The organism is Streptomyces misionensis, assembly GCF_007896895.1.
Lineage (GTDB): Bacteria > Actinomycetota > Actinomycetes > Streptomycetales > Streptomycetaceae > Streptomyces > Streptomyces misionensis_A.
Window position 1 is genome coordinate 1 of record NZ_VOGW01000193.1, and the last position, 23,090, is coordinate 23,090.

Below are 23,090 nucleotides of genomic sequence, written 5' to 3' on the forward strand. Positions count from 1 at the left end.
GAGGGCCGAGCGCAGCATCGCGGCGGCGGGCACGTGCAGGCCGATGGACAGGTCCTCCGGCCAGCTGGTGCGGCCGTCCAGGAAGCGCAGCAGCCGGGCGGCGGGCACCCGCGTGAACAGCCGGGTGAAGAAGGCCGGGCCGTCGATCCGGCCGTGGTCGAGGGCGTGCAGCAGGACCGCGTCCATGCACCGGGTGCGGGCCGAGTGCGGGCGCGGGGGCAGGGGGCGCCGCCCGGCGTGCAGGGCGGCGGCCACCGCACCGGTCTGGCGCTGCACGGCGCTGAAGGCGTAGCCCGTCGCGGCCCGCGTGGCCCCGGCCGCGGCCCCGATCCGGAACACCCGCGCGGCGCTCTGCCGGGGGAAGTCCGCGTCCGTCATCGGGATCGCCCCCTGCTCGCACCCCGTCACCTCGTGCGCGCCGATGCCCAGGGTCCCGGTGACGTACCGCCGCAGCGCCCGGTCGTAGGCCTCCGGGCCGAGCGGGCGGCGGGAGAACTCCGTGTACTCGACCAGCGCCTCGTGCGGGCCGGTCGGCAGGACGTAGCCGAACGACAGCCCGTGCGGCGGCTGCGGGGTGCGGAAGTCCATCAGCTCGACGGCGGTGTCGTCGAACACGGGCCGGGAGGTGCGCACGAACCAGCCCCGGAAGTGCTGCACCAGCGTGGTGCGGGCCGGCGGCAGCCGCGGCGGCGGCCGGGAGTCGAACACCCAGCGGGCCCGCGCGGTCACCCGGCCGCCGTCCGGCCGCCGGCCGTGCACCAGCGCGCCGCCCGCCGCGGACTCGACCCGCTCGACCACCGCCTCCACGGTCCGCACCCACGGACTCTCCGCGAGCCTGCGCCCGGCCAGTTCCTCGAACGCCGCGGAGGGCAGCATCTTGTACCGCAGGGGCGCGATGGCACGGTCGACCGTGCGCCCGTCGCCGGAGCGCACCCGCAGCCGCTGCCAGCAGGCGGTCAGCGCCTCGTCGTACGGCCCGGCACCCGCCTCCCAGTAGCACCAGGTGCGGCCCGCCGCCCGGAACGGGCCGGGCGGCGCCGCCAGCAGCACCGCCGTCACCGGGCGCGCCCCGGCGGGCGGCCGGGCCAGCCGCATCGCGAGCGACAGCCCGGCGGCCCCCGCGCCCACGACGGCGACGTCCGACTCCACGTCCACGGCGGCTCCCTCCACGGGCCCGTTGCTCCGGCCAGTCTTCCCGCCCGCGGGGCCCACCCGGCGCAGCCGGGCGCCCGATGGGCACCCACCGGGTCCGCACATCCACCAAACGGCGCATCCCACGGGGGCCGCCGCGCGGAATGTGTGGCGGAGAAGGAAAAACACGGCGCGCGACGAAGACGGCGCACGACGAAGACGGCGCGCGACGAAGGCGACGAACGCGATCACAGCGCACGGCGCACGGCGCACGGCGCACGCGATCACGACGTACGACGAACACGGCGCAACGACCAACGCGAGCGCCACGAACGAGAGCACGGCGCGCCGAGCCCGGCGTGCCGCCGGCGAGAGGAACCGCGATGCGACGCACCCAGGCGCCCGGCCGGCCCCCGGCGGACCGGCCGCCCCGGCCGCGGGCGGGCGGCCGGGACCCGGGCGGCCCGCCGGCCGGGACGACCGGCACGCCGCCCGCCCCCGTGCCCGGCGCGCACGGCGGCACGGGCCCGGCCCGGACCTGCGGACGACCGGAGGCGGACCGGTGACCAGGACGGTGACGGGACCCACCGACCACGTCGTGGTCGTCGGCGCCGGACTGGCCGGCCTGTCCGCCGCCCTGCACCTGCTCGGCGCGGGCCGCCGGGTCACCGTGGTCGAACGCGACCCCCGGCCCGGCGGCCGGGCCGGCCGCCTGGAGCTCGGCGGCTATCTGATCGACACCGGGCCGACCGTGCTGACCATGCCGGAGATCGCCGACGAGGCCTTCGCCGCGGTCGGCGCCGCGCTGCGCGACCGCGTCGACCTGGTGCCGCTGCGGCCCGCCTACCGGGCGCGCTTCGCCGATGGCAGCACCCTCGACGTGCACAGCGACGCCGAGGCGATGGAGGCCGAGATCGAACGCTTCGCCGGGGGCGCCGACGCCGCCGGCTACCGCCGGCTGCGGCACTGGCTGGGCAGGCTGTACCGGACCGAGCGGGACCGCTTCCTGGACGCCGACTTCGACTCGCCGCTCCAGTTGCTCACCCCCGACCTGCTGCGGCTCGCCGCGCTCGGCGGCTTCGGCCGCTGGGAGGCGCGCATCGCCCGCCACCTGAGCGACGAACGGCTGCGCCGCGTCTTCTCCTTCCAGGCCCTGTACGCCGGTGTGCCGCCCGAGCGGGCCCTGGCCGCCTACGCGGTCATCGCCTTCATGGACACCGTGGCCGGGGTGTACTTCCCCCGCGGCGGCATGCACGCGCTGCCCCGCGCCATGGCCGGCGCCGCGGCCGAGGCCGGGGCGGCGTTCCGCTACGGCGAGCGGGTGACCGGCCTCGAACGCGGCGGCGAGCGGATCACCGCCGTCGTCACCGAGCATGCGCGCATCCCCTGCGACGCCGTCGTCCTCACCCCCGACCTGCCGGTCGCCTACCGTCTGCTGGGCCGCGCCCCACGCCGCCCGGCACGGCTCACCCACGCCCCGTCGGCCGTCGTGCTGCACGCCGGCTGCGACCGCACCTGGCCCGAACTGGCCCACCACACCCTCTCCTTCGGGCACGCCTGGCGGCGCACCTTCCGTGAGCTGACCCGTACCGGCGAGCTGATGAGCGACCCCTCCCTGCTGATCACCCGGCCCACCACGACCGACCCGTCCCTGGCCCCGCCGGGCCGCCATCTGCACTACGTCCTCGCCCCCTGCCCGAACACCGAGATCGGCCCCGGCCCCGCCGACTGGGCCGCGCTCGCCCCGCGCTACCGCGACGGCCTGCTGCGCGAACTGGACCGCCGGGGCCTCGCGGGCATCGCGTCCGCCATCGAGACCGAACGCCTCGTCACCCCCGCGGACTGGAGCGTGCGGGAACACGCGGCGGGCACCCCCTTCTCCGCCGCGCACACCTTCGCCCAGACCGGCCCGTTCCGGCCCCGCAACCTGGTGCGCGGCACCGCCAACGCCGTCCTCGCGGGCTGCGGCACCACCCCCGGCGTGGGCGTGCCGCCCGTACTGCTGTCGGGGAAGCTGGCCGCCGCCCGCATCACCGGCCGGCCCCGCCCGCGCGCCGCGCGCAGGGGCGGCACACCGGCGGCCCAGGGAGCGCGGCGATGACGGCACGTGAACTGAACGCCGCCGGCATCACCGACCCCCGGCTGCGGGCCGCCTACCGCCACTGCCGACGGCTGAACGCCCGGCACGGCCGCACCTACTTCCTCGCCACCCGGCTCCTGCCGCCCGCCCGGCGCCCCGCCGTGCACGCCCTGTACGGGTTCGCCCGCTGGGCCGACGACATCGTCGACGTACCCGAGGCCACCGGCGACGTACCCGACCCCGGCGGCACACCAGGCGGCCACCACGGCACCGGCGCGGCACGCCGGGCCGCCGCCCTGGACCGGCTGGCCGGCGACCTCGCCCGGGGACTGGCCGGCGGGGCGGGCGCCGCCCCGGTGATCGTCGCCCTCGCGGACACCAGCCGCCGCTATGCCATCGACCACCGCCATTTCGCCGACTTCCTCACCGCCATGCGCAGCGATCTGACGGTCACCGAGTACGCGCACTACGGCGAACTGCGCGCCTACATGCACGGCTCGGCGGCCGTGATCGGGCTCCAGATGCTGCCCGTCCTCGGCACCGTGGTGCCCCGCGCCGAGGCCGCGCCCTACGCCGCCGAACTGGGGGTCGCCTTCCAGCTCACCAACTTCCTGCGGGACGTGGGGGAGGACCTCGACCGCGGGCGGATCTACCTGCCCCAGGACCTGCTCGCCGCGCACCGGGTCGACCGCGACCTGCTGCGGCACTGCCGGGACAGCGGCCGTACCGACCCCCGGGTCACCGCGGCGGTACGGGAGTTCGCCGCCCTCACCCGCGCCGCGTACCGGCGCGCCGCGCCCGGCCTGCCGATGCTGGACCCCGTCGCCCGCCCCTGCATCCGCACCGCGTTCGTGCTCTACGGCGGCATCCTGGACGCCGTCGCCGCCGACGGCTGGGCGGTGCTGCACCGCCGTGCCGCCGTGCCCCGCGGGCGCCGGGCGCTGGTCGCCGCCGACGGCCTGTTGCGGGTGACCGCCGCCCGGCTCGCCGGCCGGCGCGCGGCGGTCCGTGCGGCCGGGCACCTCCCCCCGTTCCCCCGTCCCGAGGAGGTCCGGTGACGCCTTCCTCCCGGCCCCGGCGCGGACGACTGCCGGTGCGGCTGCGCCGGGCGCCCGTCGCCTGGGAGCGGCAGCGTCCGACCTGGCGCGAGGCCCGGCCCGCGCTGATCGCCGACGCGCTGAAACGGGCCCAGGCCCGGCCCACCGGCAACTGGTACGTCGTCGGCGCCACCCGTGAGCTGCGCCCGGACCGGCCGCTGGCCCGCGGCGTCGCCGGCCGGGAGGTGGTGCTGTGGCGTGACGCGACGGGCCGGCTCGTCGCCGGGCCCGGGGTCTGCCCCCATCTGGGCGCGCCGCTGCGGGACAGCCCGGTGCGCTGCGGCACCCTGGTGTGCCACTGGCACGGACTCGCTCTCGACGGGCGGCCGTTCGGCGGCTGGGAGCCCTGGCCGGCGCACGACGACGGCGTGCTGCTGTGGGTGCGGCTGGACGACGCCGGTGGCGAGGCACCCACCGGGAGCCCGTCGGTGCCGGAGCGTCCCGGCGCGGACCGCGCGCTGACCGCCGTGTACACCGGGGCCGGCCGCTGCGAGCCGGAGGACGTGGTCGCCAACCGCCTCGACCCCTGGCACGGGGCCTGGTTCCACCCGTACTCCTTCGTGGACCTCAGCGTGGTGGGCGTGCCCGGCGCGGACGACGCGTTCACGGTCGACGTGTCCTTCCGGCTCGCCGGACGGCTGGTCGTGCCCGTCCGCGCGGAGTTCACGGCGCCCGGCCCGCGCACCGTCGTCATGCGGATCACCGACGGCGAGGGCGAGGGCTCCGTCGTCGAGACCCATGCGACGCCGCTGGGCACCGACGCCCTGGGCAGGCCACGCACCGCGGTGGTGGAGGCGGTCGTGGCCACCTCCGGACGGCGCGGGTTCGCCGTGGCCCGCCGGGCCGCCGCGCTCGTGTCCCCGCTGGTCCGCCGTGCCGCGGGCCGGCTGTGGCGCGACGACCTCGCGTACGCCGAGCGGCGCTGGAGCCTGCGGTCCACGGGACGCTTCCCGGGCTGAGCCGGCCGGTGCCCGGCCGGGCGGCACCGCCGGGCACCGGCGGTCCGCCGATCGGGACGGGCCGGCACGGAAACCGGCTCCGTGCACCACGACACACCGCACCGGCACCGCACCGGCACCGACAGGACGGAGACCACGCGATGGCCCCCACGGCCGCGACGGCCCACGCCCCCACGGCGACGCCGGTCAGCCTGAAGCTGCCGGGGATCGTGCTGGGGGTCGGCCTCGGCGGTTTCGTCGACGGCATCCTGCTGCACCAGATCCTCCAGTGGCACCACATGCTGACCGGCACCGGCCACGACCACATCGGGGTGAAGTACTACGACCCCCACACGGTCTCGGGGCTGGAGATGAACACCGTGTGGGACGGCGTCTTCCACGCGGTGTGCTGGATCGCCGTCCTTGTGGGCCTGGCGGTCCTGTACTCCCGGGTCACCCACGACCGGCGGTCACAGTCGGCGCCAGCGTGCAACGCACCAGGAGAAGACGCCGAACGCGGCGAGGCCCAGTGCGATGAGGGAGAGCAGCCAGGGGCCGGCCGGGAGGTCGCGGAAGGCGCGCAGCGTGTCGTCCATGCCCTTGGCCTCGCCGGGCCGGTGCCGGGCGGCGGCGACGACGGCGAACACCCCCGCCACCGCGAAGACGACACCGCGCGCCGCGCCGCCGACCACGCCGAAGAAGTCCGTGAACCGCTCGGCCCCGCGCGACATGGCGTCGGTCCGCAGCTCCTTGCGGAACTTCTTGCGCACCGCCCGGACCGACAGCCACAGACCGGCGACCACCACGGCGGCCCCCGCGAGGCCCACGAGCCACTGGCCGCCCGGCCGGGCCAGGGCCATCGCGGTGACGTCCCGGGTGCTCCGGTCGGAGGACCCGCTGCCGCTGCCCCGGTGGCCGACCGCGTAGGACAGCACGGAGAAGGACAGGAAGCCGTAGAAGACACACCGGGCCGCCGCCGCGAGACGCTTGGACGGCTTGTCGCCCTGGGGGCCGGGCCCGCCGAACACCGCCTCCGACAGCCGCCACAGCCCCATGCCGGCGAGCGCCGCGCCGACGACCCAGAGCAGCGCCGCCCCGAAGGGCCGGCCGGCCAGCTCCTCCAGCGCCCCGCCCCGGTCGGCCTGCCGGTGGTCGCCGGCCAGCGCGATCCGCAGCGCGAGGACGCCGACGAGAACGTAGATGAGCCCGCGGGCGACGAAGCCGGACCGAGCCGCCACGGCCATCGCCGTACCGTCCGCGGCGCCGCGCACCCGGCCCCGCCCGCGCAAAGCCCATGACTGTGCATCCATACTCCGCCGATGCCCCGGGGACCCCATTCGACACCTCGGCGCGTCCTCGCCCGAGACGCCGGGCGGCGCTCAGCCGGCGGTGGCGGCCTCGTCGAGCGCGGCGAGCGCGGCGCCGGCCTCGGCCTGACGCGGGTGCTTCAGCGCGATGAGGGCGTCGCGGGCGGCGAGCAGCGTCTGCCGGGCCTCCGGGTGCCCCATCTCGCCCAGCACCCGGCCCAGATCGAGCCGGGCCGGTTCGGACCACGCCGGCATCTGCGCCGCCTCGAAGGCCGCGAGAGCCTGACGCAGCGACGGCTCGGCCTCCTGCCGGCGTTCCAGGGCCGCCAGGTCGTTGCCGATCTGCTGCCGGGCGACCGCGTGGTACAGGGCGATCACCCCGTCCGTCCGGCCCGGGATGCCCGCGTCGCAGATCCGCTCGCTGCGGCGGTGGATCTCCAGGGCCTCCGCCGCCCGGCCCGCCTCGCGCAGCAGCGTGCCGAGGGAGTTGAGCATCGTCAGCTCGGCCAGCCGGGACTGCGGGGAGTCCTGGGAGGCCAGGCAGCGGGCCGCCTCGCCCAGCCGCGTCAGGGCCTCCTGCGCCCGGCCGAGCCGGTGGAACGAGCCCGCGCCGTAACCGAGCGCCCAGCCCTCCTGAAGCCGGTCCCCGCAGTCACGGGCCGCCGCGAGCGCGGCGTCGGCGCTGCGCAGCGCGGCGCGGGGATCGGCGACGCACAGGTTGTAGGCCCAGGCGAGGTAGTTGAGGTGGGCCGCCTCCTCCCGCCGGCTGCCCAGCGCCCGGGCGGAGTCGGCGGAGAGCCGGAACACCTCCACCCACTGCTCCCAGTGCTGGTTGAGGTCGGAGAACCAGTGCATCGCCTCCGCCGTGTCCAGCACCTGCCGGTGGAGGCCGGTGGCGTTGGCCCGGCGCAGCGCGGCGAGCCACTGGGCCCGCTCCGCCTCCAGCCAGGCCCGCGCCTCGTCCCGGCCGGTGGGCGCGGTGTCCGGGTCCGGGTCGTCGTGCGGTGCGGCCGGGTCGTGCTCGATGTCGAAGTACAGCGCGGCGGCGGTGGCCCGGCGCAGCATCCAGCGCGCCGTCCGGTCGAGCGCGGCGTCGCGGACCTCGGGGCCGTCCTCGGCCGCGACCTGCTCGGCCGCGTAGAGCCTGAGCAGGTCGTGGAAGCGGTACCGCTCGGCGGTGGCGTCGCTCTGCAGCAGCCCGGCGTCGGTCAGCTCCTCTGCGCGGCCGACCGCCTCACCGAGCGGCAGGCCGGCCAGGAGCGCGCCGGTCTCGGGGCTGAAATCCGCCCCCGCGGCCAGCGCGGCCCGGCGCAGGAACGTCCGCTCCCGCGGCCGCAGTTGACGGTACGACAGCGCGAAGGCGGCCCGCACCCGCAGGCTCCCGGCCTGGAGGCCGTCCAGTCGCCTGCCCTCGGCGGCGAGGCGGTCGACGAGCTTGCCCAGGCGTTCGTGCGGGCGGCTCAGGAGCCGCTGCCCGGCGATCCGGACGGCCAGCGGCAGCTGGCCGCACAGATCGGCGAGATCGCGCGCGGCCTGTGCCTCCGCCCGGACCCGCTCCGGGCCGACGATCCGGGTGAGGAGTTCGACCGCCTCCTCGCGCCGCAGCAGGGCCAGATCGGTGCGGTGGACGGCTGCCAGACCGGCCAGGGAGTGCCGGCTGGTGACGATCGTCAGCGACGGACCGGTGCCCGGCAGCAGCGGCGCGACCTGGGCCTCGTCCACGGCGTTGTCCAGCAGCAGGAGCAGCCGCCGGTCGCCGGCCACGGACCGCCACAGACCGGCGCGGTCGTCGGTGCCGGCCGGTATCGCGGCGTCGGCGACCCCCGCCGCGCGCAACAGCCGGGCGAGCGCGTCCCGGGGGGTGACCGGCTCGGCGTCCATGCCGTGCAGGTCCAGCGCGAACCGCCCGTCCGGGAAGCGCGGGGCGAGCAGATGCGCGGCGTGCACCGCGAACGCGGTCTTGCCCAGGCCGGGCTGTCCGGTGACCACGGTGACCGGCGGCCGGCCCGGATCGATGTCCCGCGCCAGGTCGAGCAGCCGGGCGAGGGCCGGGCCGCGGGCGGTGAAGTCCTCGATGTCGCGCGGCAGGGCCAGGGCGGAGGGGGCGGCCGGGCCGCCGGCCGACCGGGGGCGCGGGCGGCCCAGCGCGGCGGCCCGCTCCAGCTCCGCCGCCTCGTCGTCGGCCAGTCCCAGTGTCTCGGCCAGGATGCGGACCGTGCGCCGCTGTGGTCCCTTGGTGCGCCCGCGTTCCATGTCGGCCAGGGCCCTGACGCTCACCCCGGCGGCGTGCGAGAGCGCCTCCTGGCTCAGTCCGGCGCGGGCCCGCAGATGGCGCAGCCGCTGCCCGAAGTCTCCCTCAACAGGCGTGCCGCCGTGCACCGTCGACGTTCCCCGATCATCCGGCCCGTGCGGACGCGAGCCCCCGGCAGAAGTATGGCGGACGGTACCTCTGCCGGGCGAACCGCCTGGGCGGCGCGGGGCCGGAGTGATCGACTGAAGGCGCGGCGCGGGACGACCGGACACCGCGAGGCCGAGGCGATGAGGCCCCGGCGGACGGGTCCGGACGGACCACGTGCGGGCCCGGCGGCGGTACAGACCACCCGCCACCGGGCCACCGGGAACCGCGCAGCACCACCGCAACGACACCGGCCGGCGGCACCGGGCCACGGCCACCCACCACTCACGGGGGAACCCTCCATGAACATGTCCCGTCACCGCTCCGTCCTGCTCGCCGCCCTGGGCACGGCCCTCGTCCTGCCCCTTGCCGCCTGCCAGGGCGACGGGGACACCGCCTCGGCGCCCGCGGCCTCCTCGTCGGCGACCGCGCAGGCGTCGGACGGCACGGCCACCGGCACGCCCGGCCCGGCGGGTACGGCGGGCTCGACCGGATCGAAAAACTCCGCGGGCTCGTCGGGCTCGAACGGCTCGAAGGGCTCCGCCGGTTCCTCGGCCACGAGCGGCTCGACCGGCCGGCAGGCCTCCGCCGCCACCCCGCTCTGCGGCGCGCGGGACGTCAAGGTCACCGCCGCCCTCCAGGGCGGGGCGCCCTACACCCACATCGTCCTCACCGCGAAGAACACCTCCGGCCACCCCTGTCGGCTGGCGGGCTTCCCGCACGTCCAGTTCCTGGAGAGCCACAAGCAGGACGCCCCGGCGGTCGCCAGGAGCAAGCCGGCCGTGCCCGTCGTGCTCGCCGCGGGAGACCCGGCCTACGCCCTGGTCAAGCTGTCGGACGGCGGGCGCGAGGAGAACGTCGAGCCCGTGTCGGCGTTCTCCGTGACGCTGGAGGGCGACCCGACGGTCATCGCCGTCGGCGCGCCCGGCAGCGAGGGCATCGCCGTCGACGCGGCGAAGGCCCTCACCGGCTACTGGACCAGCGAACTCCGCAACGGCGCCGACGACTTCTGAGACCGGCCGGGAAGCGGGTAGCCGCGGTCGCACCGGCATCGGGGTCCGGGGGAACTCCGGTGCGACCGCGGCTGACCGGGCGGGCGCGCGCTCACTCGTGGGCGCTGATCACACCGCCCGCGCTGAGCACGATGTACACGCCGTTGGCGTCGAGCCCGACGTCGTGCTGGTTCGTCTCCAGCGTGGCGTCCACCGAGCCGTCGTTGCCGAGGATCTGCGCGCGGTAACGGAGTTCGCCCCTCTTGGTGACCTTGGCCGTCCAGCCGCCCGCCAACTTGAAGGTGCCCGGCCCCTGGTGGCCGCCGCCCATCCAGGCGTGGACCTGGCCGCCCAGCGTGAGCACGATGAACATGTCGTTGGCGTCGAGCCCGGCGTCCGCGCCGTTCGTCTCCAGCGTGGCCAGCACCGAACCGTCGTGGACGATCCTGGCGACGTAGTGCTGCTCGCCGAGCCGGCGGATCTCGGCCGTGCTGCCGTCGGGCAGCTTCTGGGTGCGCACCGTGGACGCCGACGTGGCCCCGGCGACCGGTGTGCCGCCGCGGTGCGCGACGTTCGTCCCGGTCCGTACGCCGGCCGGGGCCTTGTCCGCGGCGATGGTCGCGGAGCCGCCCGGTGCGGCGCCGTGGCCGGTGGAGCCGGCGGCGGAGACCTGCCGCTCCGGGCCGGACGCGGCGTCCTTGCCCCCGCTCTGGCAGGCGGCCAGCGAGAGGGCAGCGGCGGCGGCGACGGCCACCAGGCCGGCGGAGCGGAAGGTACGGCGCATGGTCATGATCGAAGTCCCCCACGGGGTGTCAGGAGGCGGCGCCTCGGCCGGCATCCGCTCGCGCGGGCCGGCCGGCCGCCTCTGCTCTGTCCCTACACCCCGTCAGATGGCATACGCCTACGCGTTGTTCATCGCTTTCTGTCCGCGTTCGGTAACAGCCGCGCCGCCGTCGTCCGGGAACCGGGCGCGCACGCGGTCCACCGCGTCCAGGTGCGCCTCGCGCACGACGTAGCGGGTGATCCCCCAGCGGCGCCGGTGCTCGTCCAGCGCGGCCGTGATCTCCCGCGCCGTGCCGACCCATGCGTAGGGCGAGGCGAGCACGTCGGCCGGGGAGCAGTTCAGTTGCCCGGCGATGCGGTGCGCCGCGGCCTCCGCGTCGTCGGTGACCTCCACCATCTGCACCAGCGCCTCGCGCGCCGGGGCGGTGGACCGGCCGGCGGCGCCCTGTTCGATCAGCTCGATCTGGCGGTCGATGTCCTCGGCGTTCCAGCGCGCCTCGTGCGTGTGGCCGTCGGGCAGGGTGCGGCCCAGCCCGCTCAGGCCCACGACGTCCGCGTGCGCCCCCGCCCAGCGCAACAGCGCGGTGTTGCCGCCCCCGAAGGTGAACGGCACGTCGCCCCGGACCGGGCGCGGCCTGGTGAGCCGGGCCTGGCGGGCGTGTGCCTCGGGGCCGTCGAGGGTGACCGTCTCGCCCGCGAGGAGCGCGCGGCAGGCCTCGGCCACGACCTGGAAACGCCGGACGCGCCCCGCCACGTCGGGCCGCTGTCCGCCCAGCATCTCCCACTCGGCCGGGGTGTGGCCCGCGCCCAGGGCCAGGCGCGCGCGTCCGCCGGAGACGAGGTCCAGGGTCGCGACGTCCGACGCCAGCAGCAGCGGCTCGCGGACGCCCGCGTGGGAGACGTAGGAGCCCAGGCCCAGGCGCTCGGTGACCGCCGCCGCGGCGGCCAGCGCGACGAAGGGGGAGGCGGCGGTGCCCGGGTGGTCGGCCGCGAGGAGCGCGTCGTACCCCCCGGCCTCCGCGCGCCGGGCCAGCGCGGTCCAGGAAGCGGCGTCTCGTGGTTGGGCCTGTACGGAAACGGTCGGTGACTGCATGTCAGGAGGTTAATGAATGAGTGCGACGTCTTCAGCGGTCCTGCGTGATCAGTGTGTCCGACCGTGGCCGCGCCGGGCCGGCGAAGCCCTTGCCGGCCAGGGGCCCTGCCCACCGGTCGGAAGGCCGTCAACCGGTCCCCGGTCCCGGTGCCGGGCGGTGCGCCTCCTCGGTCTGCTGCATTGGCAGGACCAAGGTCACCGGGTAGGAGCAACCAGCCCCTGGCCGGCAAGCCGACACGCCGCTGCGGTGTGACGATCACAGGACGACGACACCACGGCGGCGGTCGATGACGGCTGCCCGGCAGGAGGACCCAAGGATGAACCCGACCGTGAAACATCTTCTCGGCGCCACCGCGGCGATCGCCATAGGCGCGCTGGCCCCGCTCGCGACCGCTGCTTCCCCCGCCGTCGCGGCCGCGGGCGCGCATTGCGCCCGTGCCGAGCAGGACGTGTGGGACAGCGGGCCCAGCCGCACCGTGACCGCCCGGGGCTGCAGCATCCCGTCCCAGGACCACCGGTGGTACACCGTGGAGATCGACACCCTCGTCGAGCACCACTACAAGGGTGAATCCGTGGAGGATGGAGTCGACCGGTCCACGACCGTGCGCGGCAGGACCATCAGGTGCCTCGGCCACACCTCCGGCGCCGACACCGGCACGGTCGACTGGTTCGGCTGCCCGCCCGTCTGACGCGCCCGCTTCAACCGCCGCCCAACCCCAGATCGACCCGCGCGGCCGAGTCCGCAGCCCTGCCGCCACGTGAAAGCCCCGACGGGAGGCCCGTCGGGGCTTTTCGAGAGGAGTGGGAGCAGAAGACGAGGAGGGCATTCCTGTTCCGTGCAGTGCGGCCATCTTGATGAAGACACTCCTAGGGGCTCACCCGGACCACCGCGTCGTCTTCCTTCGAGCTCGTGACGCGATCATGATCTGGTCTTCTTGAGACGTTCCGTGACGAGGCTTCGGCCACCAGACCTGTCGACGCCGATGATTCCCGGCCCGTGCGGGAGTCTGTCTTTCGGCGGCAATCTTCTGAAAGGCGGCCTCATGACGACCCTGCACGACTTGCTCGAAGCCCACGTCGGTGCCGGTACGCTGCCGGGAGCGGTCGGCCTCGTGGCCCGGGGTGACCAGGTCGAGGTGGTGGCCGTCGGCGCGCAGGACGCCGGCGACGGCGCCCCGATGGCGAGGGACTCCATCTTCCGGGTCGCCTCGATCACCAAGTCCGTCACCGCCGCCGCACTGCTGATCCTCGTGGAGGAGGGCAGGGTCGCACCGGACGACCCGATCGGGACGTGGCTGCCGGAGCTGGGGAAGCCGGTGGTCGTACGCACGCCGGCGAGCCCGGTGGACGACGTGGTGCCGGCCGACCGGCCCATCACCGTGTTCGACGTGCTGGCCTCCCAGGCCGGGTACGGATTCCCCTCCGACTTCACACTGCCGGCGGTGCAGGAGTTGTTCACGGTGCAAAAGGACGGCCGGGTGCCGAGCAGCTTCCCGCCGGCCGACGAGTGGCTGGCGGCGCTCGGCCGCATCCCGCTGCTGTACCAACCGGGCGCTGCCTGGCTGTACGACACCTGCTCCGTCCTGCAGGGGGTGCTGATTTCCCGGGTCACCGGACAGTCGCTGCCAAAGTTCCTGACGGAGCGGGTCTTCGGGCCGCTGGGCATGGTGGACACCGGTTTCGAGGTGCCGGCCGCCAAGCGGGGCCGGTTCACCAGCTTCTACAGGCCGGGCGACGACGGCAGCCTGGAGCTCGCCGACGGCCCGGACGGCGAGTGGAGCACCCTGCCCGCGCTACCGCTCGGCAATGGCGGGCTGGTCTCGACGGCCGACGACTGGCTGGCCTTCTGCCGGATGTTGCTGGCCGACGGGGTGGCGGCCGACGGCCGCCGGGTGCTGTCGGCCGACTCCGTGCGCATGATGACCACCGACCATACGAATCCGGCGCAGCGCGACATCGGTCAGTTGTTCCTGGAGGGCCAGGGCTGGGGCTTCGGCGGCTCGGTCGACATCGACCGGACCAACCCGTGGAACGTGCCCGGCCGTTACGGCTGGGTCGGCGGCACGGGCACAGCGGCGCACATCATCCCGGCCACGGGTGCGGTCACCATCCTGCTGACGCAGGTGGCAGCGATGGGTCCCGTGCCGGCGCCGGTGATCAGGGAGTTCTGGCGGTACGCGGCGGACGCCTGACACACGCGTCTCACGCCCGTGGCCTCACGGGTGGGCCAGCCGACCGGGTGGCGAAATCGGACCATGACGACGGGGGGGACGGGGGGCGGCGGTCGCCGCCACGGTGACGGGGAAGACGGCGGCCACCGGGAGGCCGCTACCGCTCCGCCGGGCCGCAGGCCAGGACTCTGGCCGTGAACTCCGCCAGTTGGGCCCGCATCCGCTCCCGGGGCACGCGCTCCTCGCCCGCCAGGTGTTCGACGAGGTCGGCGCGGGTGGCGGCGAGCAGGGCGTGCGCGGTGAAGTCGCTGTCGGCCAGCCCGGGGATCCGCTCCAGCACCGCCCGGAGCATGCGGTGCCACCGTTCGTAGTGCTCCGCCCGGTACGGGCTGTCGCCGCCGCCTTCCTCCAGTGCCAGCGCGAGACGCCGGTTGTCGAGCTTGAAGCACAGGACGGCGTCGAGCAGCGCGGGCACGCGCTCCCTGGGCGGGGTCGCGGGTCCCAGGGGCGGCGGGCCGGCCTCGACGGCCTCCCTGACCGGTTCGAGCCGCGCCTCGTACAGCGCGCGGAGCAGCCCGGCGCGGTCACCGAAGGCCCGGAAGAGCGTGCCCTTGCCGACCCCGGCCGCCGCCGCGACCTCGGCCATGGTGACGTCCTCGGGACTCTCCCGCCGGGCGAACAGCGCGTCGGCGGCCGCGAGTACGGCCTCCCGGTTGCGGGCGGCGTCCTTGCGGGACCTCGGCTCGGGCATGCTCTCCTCCGTTTGCAAAGCGGACCCGCGGTCCGTATCGTCAAAGCGGACCCAGGGTCCGGATTCTATGGACTGGAGGATACCCGTGTCCGCACCGACTTCCCCGGCTTCCCCGGCGGAGCTGTACCGCCACAGCCTGCGACTGCTGCTCGACAAGGACATTCCCGCGTGGGTCGACCTGTGGGCCGAGGACGGCCTCATGGAGTTCCCCTTCGCCCCCGAGGGGTGGCCCCGGCGCCTGGCGGGCAAGGAGGCCGTCGCCGCCTACATGCGCCACTACCCCGACCACATCGATCTGCGGGACTTCCCCGACCTGCGGATCCACGAGACCACCGACCCGGAGACCATCGTGGTCGAGATGCGCGGCGTCGGCCGCCTGGTGGAGACCGGCGCTCCCTACGACATGACGTACATCGCCGTCGTGACCGTCCGGGACGGGCGCATCGCCGGTTACCGCGACTACTGGAACCCGCTCGCCGTCCTCGATCCCGGCGCCGACTTCACCAGGGGCGAGCGATGACCGCCGCCGGCACCATCCTGGTCATCGGCGCCACCGGCACCACCGGCAGCCGTACCGTCGTGCGGCTGACGGCGGCCGGCCACCGGGTCAGGGCGGCCGGGCGCCGGGCCACCGCGGTCGCCGGAGCCGAACCGGTCGTCTTCGACTGGTACGACCCCGCCACCCACGCCGCCGCCCTCGACGGAGCCGACCGCGCCTACCTGATACCGCCCGTGGGCGACCCCGATCCCGCCGCGGTCATGCTGCCGTTCCTGCGGCGCGCCCGCGCCGCCGGGGTGTGCCGGGCGGTGCTGCTCAGCTCCTCGGCGGTGCCCGAGGGCGGACCGGCGGTGGGGAAGGTGCACCAGGTCCTGCCCGAACTGTTCGAGCAGTGGGCGGTGTTGCGGCCCTCGTGGTTCATGCAGAACTTCACCGGCACGCACCCGCACGCCGTGAGCATCCGCGAGGAGGGCGTCATCCGCACCGCCACCGGGAGCGGCCGGGTCGGCTTCGTCGACGCCGAGGACATCGCGGCCGTCGCCGTCCGCGCCCTGACCGACGAGCGGGCCCCCGGCACCGATCTCGTCCTCACCGGACCCGAGGCCCTCGGTCACGACGACATCGCCGCGATCGTCACCGAGGTCACCGGCCGGCCCGTGGTCCACCACCGGCTCTCCTTCGAGCAGATGCGCGACCGGCTCGCGGAGCACCTGCCGATGGAGTTCGCCGCCCTCCTGGCCGGCCTGGACCGTGCCATCGCCGAGGGCGCGGAGGACCGGGTCACCGACACCGTCGAGCGTGTCACAGGCCGGCCCCCCGGCTCCTTCCGGGCCCTCCTGGAGAGGGAGGCGCGGAGAACCGGCTGAAGCGCCGGTGGCCCCACGCGGGCCGGTGCCGCCGGTTTTTACCCAACCATGGTGCTGCTACGGTGCGTTGATGGCGTCGAAGACGGACGAGCAGGCACTCGTGGAACGGTGGCGGGGCATTCGCGCCCTGCATGCCAGGACCCAGTGCGAACTGGACCGGACGCTACAGGCCCACGGCCTGTGCGCCAGCGACTTCGAGGTCCTCGACCTGCTGGCCCAGAGCGGGGGAGCGGCCCGCCGGGCCCACCGCATCCAGAAGATCTCCGAGCGCGTCCACCTCACCCAGAGCGCGCTGTCCCGGCTCATCGGCCGCCTGGAGAAGGAGGGGTTGGTCGAGCGGGCCATGTGCGCGGAGGACCGGCGGGGCGTGCGGGTGGCCCTCACCGCGAAGGGCCGCGCGCTGCACGCGGAGATACGGCCGGTGCAGCGCGCGGTGCTGGCCAGGATGCTGACCGACCTCGACTGACGAGTCGTCGGGTAAGGGCGTCAGATGCCGGAGGTCTCCCGCCACCGGGCGGCGAGCGCGTGGTCCCCGGTGACCCGCGGCACCGGGACGCGGTTCCACAGCGCGAGGTACAACTGCTCGGCGGGGCCGGAGAGTTCGGCGTCGGCTTCGCCGGCCGTCCCCCGGGTCGCCGCCGGTGCCGCGTGCGCGGTGAGCCGTACGGTCCACACCGCGTCCCGCGCCCCGTCCGCCGCGTCCGTCGCCCGGACCCGCAGCACCTTCGGCTCCGGCGTCCGCACCCGGCTGCGGGACCGGGCGTGGAAGCCGAGCAGCAACTCGTCGATGCCGTCCACCGCGAAGTCCCCGGCGACCGGGGAGGGCGTTGCGCCTCCGGCCGCCTCGGCGTCGTACCGGTGGACGGTCGTCTCGTGCGCCTGCCGTCGCGTCCAGAACGCCAGGGGCGAGAGGTCCGGCAACGGCAGGAAGGTCCAGCACTCCAGGTCGGCGGGGGCGGCGGCCAGGGTGTCCACCAGCCGCCGGTGGCTGTCCGCGTACCAGGCCACCAGCGCGGGCCCGTCGAGGTCCGGGGCGTCGGTCATGGGACGGGGCGCGCCGTGCCCCTCGGCGACGAAGGCGGCGGCCCACCGGTGGACGGCGCCGGTGTGCCGCAGCAGATCACGTACCTGCCAGTCGGGGCAGGTCGGCACTTTGGCGTCGGTACCGGCCCGTGCGGCGGCCGCGGCGAGCGACCGGCCCTCGCGGTCGAGCGTGTCGAGGAAGTCGGCAGTCTCCATGGGGTGAGTGTGCAGGAATGATCCCCGCCGGGCCATGGTCTCAGTAGTCTCCGTTCATCGCGGCCCGCACCTCGGCGAGGGTGGCGTCGGCCACGGCGTTGGCCCGCTCGTTGCCCTCGCGCAGGATCCGGCGGAGCTGCCCACGGTCCCGGGCGTACTCGGCCCGGCGCGCGCGGATCGGCGCCAGGTACTCGTTGACCGCCTCCGTCACGGTCTTCTTCAGCGCCGCCGCGCCCGCGGCACCGATGTCGTCGGCCACCTCCTCGGGCGTCCGGTCCTGGCACAGCGCCGCGAGCAGCAGCAGCGAGGCGACCTCGGGGCGGCCCGCCGGGTCGTAGGTGATGTGCCGCTCGGAGTCGGTCTTGGCGCCCTTGAGCAGCCGCGCGGTCTCGTCGGCGCCGGCGGCCAGGGTGATGGCGTTGCCCCGGCTCTTGCTCATCTTGGTGCCGTCCGTGCCGAGCAGCAGCGGGGCGTTCGACAGCAGGGCCTCGGGCCGGGGGAGGACCGGACCGCCCTGGCCGTAGCGGTCGTTGAAGCGGCGGGCGATGGTACGGGTGATCTCCAGGTGGGGGAGCTGGTCCTGGCCCACGGGGACCAGGTTGGCCTTGCAGAAGAGGATGTCGGCGGCCTGGTGCACGGGATAGGTGAACATCAGCCCGCTGACGGCAGACTGGCGGGAGTGCGCGATCTCGTCCTTGACGGTGGGGTTGCGGTTGAGCTCGGCGACGGAGACGAGGCTGAGGAAGGGCAGCATCAGCTGGTTGAGCGCGGGGACGGCGCTGTGCGTGAAGATCGTGCTGCGCTCCGGGTCCACGCCGATGGCCAGGTGGTCGAGGATCAGTTCCTCGACGTGTCCCTTGAGGTCGTCCGCGACGTCCCGGTCGGTCAGCACCTGGTAGTCGGCGATGATCACGAACAGTTCCACGCCGAGGTTCTGCAACCGCACCCGGTTGTGCAGGGTGCCGAAGTAGTGGCCGAGGTGCAGTCTGCCGGTGGGCCGGTCGCCGGTCAGCACCCGGAACCGGCCCGGGTCCTCGGCGATCAGCTGCTCCAGCTCCGCGCTGCGGGCCCGCGCTGCGGACGTCCCGAGCGCGTCGGGGGTCCCGTCGGCCTCGGGGCGCGCGGCCGGTGCGGTCTGCGGGTGGGTGTTCATGCGGTCTCCTGGTGGTGGGTCGGCAGGGCCGTCGGGACGGCCGGACCCCTGGCTTCCAGGGACACGGAAAAGGGCCGTCCATGACGAACGGCCCCGGTTCATGCCTGTGTGGCGGCCGCTCCTAAGAGGAGCGCCACCAGCACGGACACGAAGAAAGATGCATGCGGGCAGTGTACCGGGGGCGGTGGCGCCCGGCCAGGGCGGTCCTCCCCGGGGGCTCAGCCGTTCAGCACGCGGCGCGTCCCGACCCCGATCGCGGCGGCCACGGCGGCCAGCGCGGCCACGCTGGTCAGCGCGGTGGGCAGGGAGAACCAGTCGGCCATGAAGCCGATCGTGGGCGGCCCCAGCAGCATGCCGCCGTACCCCAGGGTGGAGGCGACGGCGACCCCGGAGGGCCCGGCCAGGGCGCCGGCCCGCTCCACGGCGACCGGGAAGAGATTGGCGAGCCCCAGCCCGGTGACGGCGAAGCCGGCCAGCGCCGCCCAGACCGACGGCGCGAGCGAGCCGAGCAGCATGCCGGCCGTCGCGACGGAGCCCCCGGCGATCACCGTACGGGCCCGGCCGAGGCGGGCCAGCAGCGCCGACCCCGTGAGCCGTCCGACGGTCATGGCCAGCGCGAAGCAGGCGTACCCGGCCGCCGCGGTCCCCGCGGACGCCGTCAGGTCCTGCTTGAGATGCAGGGCGCCCCAGTCGGCCATGGCGCCCTCGCCGTACGCGGTGCACAGGGCGACCAGCCCGAAGACGACGACGAGTCCCCGCCGGCCGCCGCGCGGCGTCCGGTTCCCCTCGGTCTGCGGCGGCCTCGCGCGGTCCGCCACCGGGGGTTCGTACCGCAGCAGGGCGCGCCCGGCGACGGCCGTGACGAGCAGTCCGACCACGGTGATCCCGAGCAGGTGCCGGGTGGGGGAGAGGTACCCGGCGACGAGTCCGCCGAGCCCCGCGCCGACCATCCCGCCGAGGCTGAACGCGGCATGGAAACTGGGCATGATGGGCCTGCGCACGGCGGCGACCAGATCGACGGCCGCGCTGTTGAACGCGACGTTCACGCCTCCGTAGGCCGCGCCGAAAAGCAGCAGGACGGCACCGAGCGCGACCGCGGAACGGGTCAGCGGGGGCAGGGCGACGCTGAGTGCCAGGACGACCATGCAGACCACGGTCACCGGATGGCTGCCGTAGCGCCGGCACAGGCGGCCCGTCATGGTCATGGTGAGCACGGCCCCCGCGGACACCCCGAGCAGGGCGAGCCCGAGGGCTCCGGCGGAGGCGTGGGTCTGGTGCTTGATGTCGGGGATGCGCACCACCCAGCCCGAGAAGATGAACCCGTCCAGGGCGAAGAACGCGGTGATCGCGATCCGCAGCCCGACGAGTTCCCGGCCCGGCACGACGCTGTGCGTTCGGGTTTTGTTTATTAGCGGCACAAAGTCAGCGTAGGGTCGGGCGGGAAACGGGGCAAGGGGACGGTGGGGCGGGATCGGGCGGCGGTCACCGCGGCGCGAGGCAGAACTCGCGGGCGCCGCGCAGCCTGGTGCGCAGATGCCGTCGGGTCGCCCGGCCGTCGAGGCGTACGGCGAGGGCGCCGGGCAACGCGCTCGCGGCCCGCAGCCCCGTGGGCAGCCGGGCGGGGTCGAGGCCGTCGCGCTCCGCGATGAGCAGGCCGAGTTCGTACCGGCTCAGGGCGTCGGGCCCGGCGAGATGACGGATGCCGGCCGTGCGCCGCGAGGCCAGTTCCAGCAGGGCGGCGGCCAGATCGGTGACGTGCACCGGGCAGCGGATGTCATCGGTGAACAAGGCGCCGTCGCGGGCCCCGGTGGCGAGTGCGTGGACCAGTCGCTCGGGTGCGGAACGCCCGCCGCCGATGATCAGCGAGGTGCGGGCGACGAGGGCCTGGCGATGCGTGAGGAGGACGCCGGTCTCCGCCGCCGCCTTCGCCGCGCCGTACGGGGTGACGGGGTCGGGGAGGCACGACTCGTCGTACTGGGGGCGGGCGCCGGAGAACACCGCGTCGCTGGACACGTGCACCAGGCGGCTTCCGTGCCGCGCCGCCGCCAGCGCCAGCCGGATGGGGCCCTGCGCCGTGACCGACCAGTCCGCGCCGCCACTGGAGGCGTTGACGACCAGACGGGGGCGGAGCGCGGCCACGAGGGAGTCCACGCGTGCGGTGTCGCGCAGGTCGAGGGGGTGCCAGGCCGCACCGGAGGCGTCGCCGGGCCCGGTCGCGTAGGTGGCGGCCACCGAGTGCCCGGCCGAGGCGGCCTGCCGGACCAACTCGGCGCCGAGGAAGCCGCTGCCGCCGACGATCAGGATGGTCATGACTCGCTCCTCGGTGTGCGGTGTGCGGTGTGCGGGGGCCGGGGTCGTACCCTCACGTCTCATGAGCGCAGCCGCGGACACCTCCGCCGTCACGAACCTGATCGCCCGGTACGCGGAGTTGGTCGACGCCGGTGACTTCGCGGGGGTCGGGGCGTTGTTCGCGGACGCCGTGTTCGTCGGGAGCGGCGGGCCGGTGGAGGGGAGCGAGGGTGTCGAGAGGATGCTGCGGGACACGGTGATTCTGTACGAGGACGGCACGCCGCGTACGCACCACGCCACGACGAATGTCGCCGTGGAGGTGGACGCCGAGGCGGGCACCGCCGCCGCGCGCTCCTACGTCACCGTCTTCCAGGCCCTGCCCGGCCTGCCGTTGCGGCCCATCGCCGCCGGACGGTACGCCGACCGCTTCGAACGCCGGGACGGGCACTGGCGGTTCGCGGAGCGGCGGGTGCGCATTCATCTGGCGGGGGACGTGAGCGGGCACGTGCGCGGGCAGTAACCCGGTGCGGGTCCGTGACCGGAGCGGTTCGCGCTCGGGGAGGCCGAACGCGAGGACGGATTGCCGCCGGTCTCCGGTGCCGGCCGGCGCGGAGAAGGCGGGAGGGCCGCCGATCCGGCCCGGGCGGTGGGGAGTTCGGTGCGCGATGGTCAACTTCCGGACGGGCTGGCCGGTTTGCGCTCGTACGTGTGTATGGGCGGATGAATCCGGCGCGGATACAGGTCGGTTAATGCTTGTTCACGCGCTGGTTGCAACGGGGTGAGCGCGTCATGATGGGCCCATGACGTTGGCCTCGCGCGCGTTCGCGCAACTGGCGACCTGGCCGGACCTGAGACAGGCCGTGCCGAGCTGCGGTCAGGGACAGGCGGTGAGCTCCGCCAAGGGTGAGATCGTCCACTTCCACTCCGAGCGCGATGTCGATCTGCGGCTGACCGACCGGGCGATCCGGCGGTTCGCGAAGGACCTCAGGCACACGGGTGCGATCAGGATCGTGCCCGGCTCGCAGTGGGTGACCCTGCGCCTCGACGCCGCGAGCGACGTGGATCTGCTGCTGACGCTGGTCAGCGTGGCGCTCCAGGCGCAGCAGACGCCGTCCGACCAGGCCGAACGGCCGCCGGTCGGGTGCAACGACCAGCGGGGCGCCGGGTTCGTGAAGGCGGACCTCGGGGCGTTCTGAGGGCGGCGGGGGCCGTCCGGTGTCAGACGGTGACGACCCGGAGCCCGGCCTCCTCGAAGCGGCGGACCGTCTCCGGGTCCGCCGCCGCGTCCGTCACCAGCGTGTCCACCAGGTGCGCGGGGCAGATCCGGGCGAACGCCCGCTGGCCCAGCTTGCTGGAGTCCGCGGCGACCACCACGCGTTCGGCGCGCTCGCACAGCAGCCGGTTGATCGCCGCCTCGGCCTCGTCGTGCGCCGCCGCGCCATGCGTCACGTCGAAGGCGACGACCCCGAGCACCGCCACGTCCAGCCTGATCTGCCCGAGCACCCCGTCGGCCAGCGGCCCGATCAGCTCGTACGACTGCGGCCGGGCCACCCCTCCGGTGACCACGATCTTGAACTGGGGGCGCACGGCCAGCTCGTTGGCGATGTTGAGCGCGTTGGTGACCACGGTCAGCGCCGGGGAGCCGGAGGCCAGATCGCCGCGCACGGCCAGGGCGCGGGCCACCTCCGTGGTGGTCGTGCCCCCGGTCAGCCCCACCGCCTCGCCCGGTGCGACCAGTTCGGCCACCGCCCGGGCGATGCGCTGCTTCTCGGAGGCGCGGCGGGCCGTCTTGTAGCGCAGCGGCAGCTCGTACGACACCCCGTGCACCACCGCGCCGCCCCGGGTGCGGACCAGCATCTGCTGCTCGGCCAGCTGGTCGAAGTCCCGGCGGATCGTCGCCGCCGACACCGCCAGCCGCGCCGCCGCCTCCTCGACGTCCAGCCGGCCGCGCTCCACGAGCAGCTCCAGCAGCGCCTTCCAGCGGGCGTCCCGGGACATCCGCGGCCTCCGTTCTCCGGTCGTTCCCCGAGCCGTGACCCTAGGGCATCTCGTTCGGACCAGGCCGGGCTCGCGGGGCCCGGTACGCGCACCTGCCGCGTTGTCGTCGGTCGCCGACTCCCCCACGCTCGGCTTCGCTCGCGCGGGGGCACCCCCGTCGCGTCGACTCCCTCCTCCGCCTCGCATCCGCACGCACCAGACCCCGCTCCCTGCTCCGGCCTGATCCAAACGAAAAACCCTAGCGCACCCCCGTGGTGCGCCCCCTGCCCCGCAGAAATGCTTGATCGTGCTCGAAACATCGCTATACC

23 protein-coding genes and 1 pseudogene are annotated in these 23,090 nt (G+C 75.1%); 13 read left to right on the forward strand and 11 right to left on the reverse strand.

Annotated features, from left to right (window positions below; translation table 11 throughout):
• On the reverse strand, positions 1–1,155 hold a 1,155-nt coding region (locus tag FRZ03_RS35205), incomplete at its 3' end, for a lycopene cyclase family protein (RefSeq protein ID WP_261399480.1).
• Between the two features lie 359 nt (positions 1,156–1,514).
• Here FRZ03_RS35205 and FRZ03_RS35210 point away from each other — a divergent pair.
• The 5 genes and pseudogenes from FRZ03_RS35210 to FRZ03_RS35230 all read left to right on the forward strand — a co-directional run.
• Positions 1,515–1,697, forward strand: a complete 183-nt coding sequence (locus tag FRZ03_RS35210; RefSeq protein ID WP_146469129.1) for a hypothetical protein — start codon at positions 1,515–1,517, stop codon at positions 1,695–1,697.
• Entirely contained in the window at positions 1,694–3,232 is a 1,539-nt protein-coding gene (gene crtI, locus FRZ03_RS35215) for a phytoene desaturase family protein (protein ID WP_146469130.1), read from the forward strand. Before FRZ03_RS35210 ends, crtI begins: the two co-directional genes overlap by 4 nt.
• Positions 3,229–4,269: a phytoene/squalene synthase family protein gene (locus FRZ03_RS35220; protein ID WP_146469131.1), complete on the forward strand. Its 1,041-nt coding sequence runs from the start codon at positions 3,229–3,231 to the stop codon at positions 4,267–4,269. Before crtI ends, FRZ03_RS35220 begins: the two co-directional genes overlap by 4 nt.
• On the forward strand, positions 4,266–5,267 hold the full coding sequence (locus FRZ03_RS35225; RefSeq protein WP_146469132.1) for a DUF5914 domain-containing protein: 1,002 nt from the start codon (positions 4,266–4,268) through the stop codon (positions 5,265–5,267). Before FRZ03_RS35220 ends, FRZ03_RS35225 begins: the two co-directional genes overlap by 4 nt.
• A 140-nt stretch (positions 5,268–5,407) precedes the next feature.
• Positions 5,408–5,716 (forward strand): annotated as a pseudogene (locus FRZ03_RS35230) (DUF2243 domain-containing protein); the annotation flags it as partial.
• On the opposite strand, the gene FRZ03_RS35235 reads toward FRZ03_RS35230, so the two are convergent.
• Positions 5,717–6,556, reverse strand: coding sequence for a DUF1206 domain-containing protein (locus FRZ03_RS35235; protein WP_186785794.1), 840 nt, complete (start codon positions 6,554–6,556; stop codon positions 5,717–5,719).
• 69 nt (positions 6,557–6,625) lie between these two features.
• Positions 6,626–8,932 (reverse strand): helix-turn-helix transcriptional regulator, encoded by a 2,307-nt coding sequence (locus tag FRZ03_RS35240; RefSeq protein ID WP_146469134.1) that lies wholly within the window; start codon positions 8,930–8,932, stop codon positions 6,626–6,628.
• A gap of 318 nt (positions 8,933–9,250) precedes the next feature.
• Here FRZ03_RS35240 and FRZ03_RS35245 point away from each other — a divergent pair, with 318 nt between their 5' ends.
• The gene (locus tag FRZ03_RS35245) at positions 9,251–9,961 is read left to right on the forward strand and encodes a DUF4232 domain-containing protein (protein WP_146469135.1); all 711 of its coding nucleotides are present in this window, start codon (positions 9,251–9,253) and stop codon (positions 9,959–9,961) included.
• Between the two features lie 91 nt (positions 9,962–10,052).
• Here FRZ03_RS35245 and FRZ03_RS35250 read toward each other — a convergent pair whose 3' ends face one another.
• Both FRZ03_RS35250 and FRZ03_RS35255 read right to left on the reverse strand, forming a co-directional pair.
• A complete protein-coding gene (locus FRZ03_RS35250; protein WP_146469136.1) occupies positions 10,053–10,730 on the reverse strand; it encodes a hypothetical protein in 678 nt (225 codons plus the stop codon).
• 111 nt (positions 10,731–10,841) lie between these two features.
• Positions 10,842–11,816 carry an LLM class flavin-dependent oxidoreductase gene (locus FRZ03_RS35255; RefSeq protein ID WP_146469137.1) on the reverse strand — a complete coding sequence of 325 codons (975 nt, stop codon included), beginning with the start codon at positions 11,814–11,816 and terminating at the stop codon, positions 10,842–10,844.
• A gap of 329 nt (positions 11,817–12,145) precedes the next feature.
• Between FRZ03_RS35255 and FRZ03_RS35260 the strand changes: the two genes are divergently transcribed.
• Together FRZ03_RS35260 and FRZ03_RS35265 are read left to right on the forward strand one after the other, a co-directional pair.
• On the forward strand, positions 12,146–12,505 hold the full coding sequence (locus FRZ03_RS35260; protein ID WP_261399481.1) for a hypothetical protein: 360 nt from the start codon (positions 12,146–12,148) through the stop codon (positions 12,503–12,505).
• Between the two features lie 354 nt (positions 12,506–12,859).
• Positions 12,860–14,008: a serine hydrolase domain-containing protein gene (locus FRZ03_RS35265; protein WP_146469139.1), complete on the forward strand. Its 1,149-nt coding sequence runs from the start codon at positions 12,860–12,862 to the stop codon at positions 14,006–14,008.
• Between the two features lie 136 nt (positions 14,009–14,144).
• Here FRZ03_RS35265 and FRZ03_RS35270 read toward each other — a convergent pair whose 3' ends face one another.
• Positions 14,145–14,738, reverse strand: a complete 594-nt coding sequence (locus FRZ03_RS35270; protein ID WP_146469140.1) for a TetR/AcrR family transcriptional regulator — start codon at positions 14,736–14,738, stop codon at positions 14,145–14,147.
• Between the two features lie 67 nt (positions 14,739–14,805).
• On the opposite strand from FRZ03_RS35270, the gene FRZ03_RS35275 reads away from it, so the two are divergent.
• The 3 genes from FRZ03_RS35275 to FRZ03_RS35285 all read left to right on the forward strand — a co-directional run bounded on the left by FRZ03_RS35275 (position 14,806) and on the right by FRZ03_RS35285 (position 16,569).
• On the forward strand, positions 14,806–15,258 hold the full coding sequence (locus FRZ03_RS35275) for a nuclear transport factor 2 family protein (protein ID WP_398661941.1): 453 nt from the start codon (positions 14,806–14,808) through the stop codon (positions 15,256–15,258).
• Positions 15,255–16,103, forward strand: a complete 849-nt coding sequence (locus FRZ03_RS35280; protein ID WP_146469142.1) for an NAD(P)H-binding protein — start codon at positions 15,255–15,257, stop codon at positions 16,101–16,103. Before FRZ03_RS35275 ends, FRZ03_RS35280 begins: the two co-directional genes overlap by 4 nt.
• A gap of 70 nt (positions 16,104–16,173) precedes the next feature.
• Positions 16,174–16,569: a MarR family winged helix-turn-helix transcriptional regulator gene (locus FRZ03_RS35285; RefSeq protein WP_146469143.1), complete on the forward strand. Its 396-nt coding sequence runs from the start codon at positions 16,174–16,176 to the stop codon at positions 16,567–16,569.
• A gap of 20 nt (positions 16,570–16,589) precedes the next feature.
• On the opposite strand, the gene FRZ03_RS35290 is transcribed toward FRZ03_RS35285, so the two are convergent.
• The 4 genes from FRZ03_RS35290 to FRZ03_RS35305 form a co-directional block, all read right to left on the reverse strand.
• Positions 16,590–17,342 (reverse strand): maleylpyruvate isomerase family mycothiol-dependent enzyme, encoded by a 753-nt coding sequence (locus FRZ03_RS35290; RefSeq protein ID WP_146469144.1) that lies wholly within the window; start codon positions 17,340–17,342, stop codon positions 16,590–16,592.
• A gap of 40 nt (positions 17,343–17,382) precedes the next feature.
• Positions 17,383–18,495 carry a tryptophan--tRNA ligase gene (trpS, locus tag FRZ03_RS35295; RefSeq protein WP_146469145.1) on the reverse strand — a complete coding sequence of 371 codons (1,113 nt, stop codon included), beginning with the start codon at positions 18,493–18,495 and terminating at the stop codon, positions 17,383–17,385.
• Between the two features lie 218 nt (positions 18,496–18,713).
• The gene (locus tag FRZ03_RS35300; protein WP_146469146.1) at positions 18,714–19,877 is read right to left on the reverse strand and encodes an MFS transporter; all 1,164 of its coding nucleotides are present in this window, start codon (positions 19,875–19,877) and stop codon (positions 18,714–18,716) included.
• A 100-nt stretch (positions 19,878–19,977) separates the two neighbouring features.
• Positions 19,978–20,805 (reverse strand): SDR family oxidoreductase, encoded by an 828-nt coding sequence (locus tag FRZ03_RS35305; protein WP_146469147.1) that lies wholly within the window; start codon positions 20,803–20,805, stop codon positions 19,978–19,980.
• Between the two features lie 61 nt (positions 20,806–20,866).
• Between FRZ03_RS35305 and FRZ03_RS35310 the strand changes: the two genes are divergently transcribed.
• Positions 20,867–21,304: a nuclear transport factor 2 family protein gene (locus tag FRZ03_RS35310; protein ID WP_146469148.1), complete on the forward strand. Its 438-nt coding sequence runs from the start codon at positions 20,867–20,869 to the stop codon at positions 21,302–21,304.
• Positions 21,305–21,584: 280 nt separating this feature from the next.
• On the forward strand, positions 21,585–21,980 hold the full coding sequence (locus FRZ03_RS35315) for a luciferase domain-containing protein (RefSeq protein WP_186785795.1): 396 nt from the start codon (positions 21,585–21,587) through the stop codon (positions 21,978–21,980).
• A 22-nt stretch (positions 21,981–22,002) separates the two neighbouring features.
• Here FRZ03_RS35315 and FRZ03_RS35320 read toward each other — a convergent pair whose 3' ends face one another.
• Positions 22,003–22,782 (reverse strand): DeoR/GlpR family DNA-binding transcription regulator, encoded by a 780-nt coding sequence (locus FRZ03_RS35320; protein ID WP_146469149.1) that lies wholly within the window; start codon positions 22,780–22,782, stop codon positions 22,003–22,005.
• Positions 22,783–23,090: the final 308 nt, after the last annotated feature.

Bases quoted from the DNA above. Each gene is read 5' to 3' on its own strand.
- FRZ03_RS35210 (WP_146469129.1), top strand. From the start codon at position 1,515: ATGCGACGCACCCAGGCGCCCGGCCGGCCCCCGGCGGACCGGCCGCCC.
- FRZ03_RS35220 (WP_146469131.1), top strand. From the start codon at position 3,229: ATGACGGCACGTGAACTGAACGCCGCCGGCATCACCGACCCCCGGCTG.
- FRZ03_RS35235 (WP_186785794.1), bottom strand. From the start codon at position 6,556: ATGGATGCACAGTCATGGGCTTTGCGCGGGCGGGGCCGGGTGCGCGGC.
- FRZ03_RS35245 (WP_146469135.1), top strand. From the start codon at position 9,251: ATGAACATGTCCCGTCACCGCTCCGTCCTGCTCGCCGCCCTGGGCACG.
- FRZ03_RS35250 (WP_146469136.1), bottom strand. From the start codon at position 10,730: ATGACCATGCGCCGTACCTTCCGCTCCGCCGGCCTGGTGGCCGTCGCC.
- FRZ03_RS35255 (WP_146469137.1), bottom strand. From the start codon at position 11,816: ATGCAGTCACCGACCGTTTCCGTACAGGCCCAACCACGAGACGCCGCT.
- FRZ03_RS35265 (WP_146469139.1), top strand. From the start codon at position 12,860: ATGACGACCCTGCACGACTTGCTCGAAGCCCACGTCGGTGCCGGTACG.
- FRZ03_RS35270 (WP_146469140.1), bottom strand. From the start codon at position 14,738: ATGCCCGAGCCGAGGTCCCGCAAGGACGCCGCCCGCAACCGGGAGGCC.
- FRZ03_RS35275 (WP_398661941.1), top strand. From the start codon at position 14,806: ATGGACTGGAGGATACCCGTGTCCGCACCGACTTCCCCGGCTTCCCCG.
- FRZ03_RS35280 (WP_146469142.1), top strand. From the start codon at position 15,255: ATGACCGCCGCCGGCACCATCCTGGTCATCGGCGCCACCGGCACCACC.
- FRZ03_RS35285 (WP_146469143.1), top strand. From the start codon at position 16,174: ATGGCGTCGAAGACGGACGAGCAGGCACTCGTGGAACGGTGGCGGGGC.
- FRZ03_RS35290 (WP_146469144.1), bottom strand. From the start codon at position 17,342: ATGGAGACTGCCGACTTCCTCGACACGCTCGACCGCGAGGGCCGGTCG.
- trpS (WP_146469145.1), bottom strand. From the start codon at position 18,495: ATGAACACCCACCCGCAGACCGCACCGGCCGCGCGCCCCGAGGCCGAC.
- FRZ03_RS35305 (WP_146469147.1), bottom strand. From the start codon at position 20,805: ATGACCATCCTGATCGTCGGCGGCAGCGGCTTCCTCGGCGCCGAGTTG.
- FRZ03_RS35310 (WP_146469148.1), top strand. From the start codon at position 20,867: ATGAGCGCAGCCGCGGACACCTCCGCCGTCACGAACCTGATCGCCCGG.
- FRZ03_RS35315 (WP_186785795.1), top strand. From the start codon at position 21,585: ATGACGTTGGCCTCGCGCGCGTTCGCGCAACTGGCGACCTGGCCGGAC.
- FRZ03_RS35320 (WP_146469149.1), bottom strand. From the start codon at position 22,782: ATGTCCCGGGACGCCCGCTGGAAGGCGCTGCTGGAGCTGCTCGTGGAG.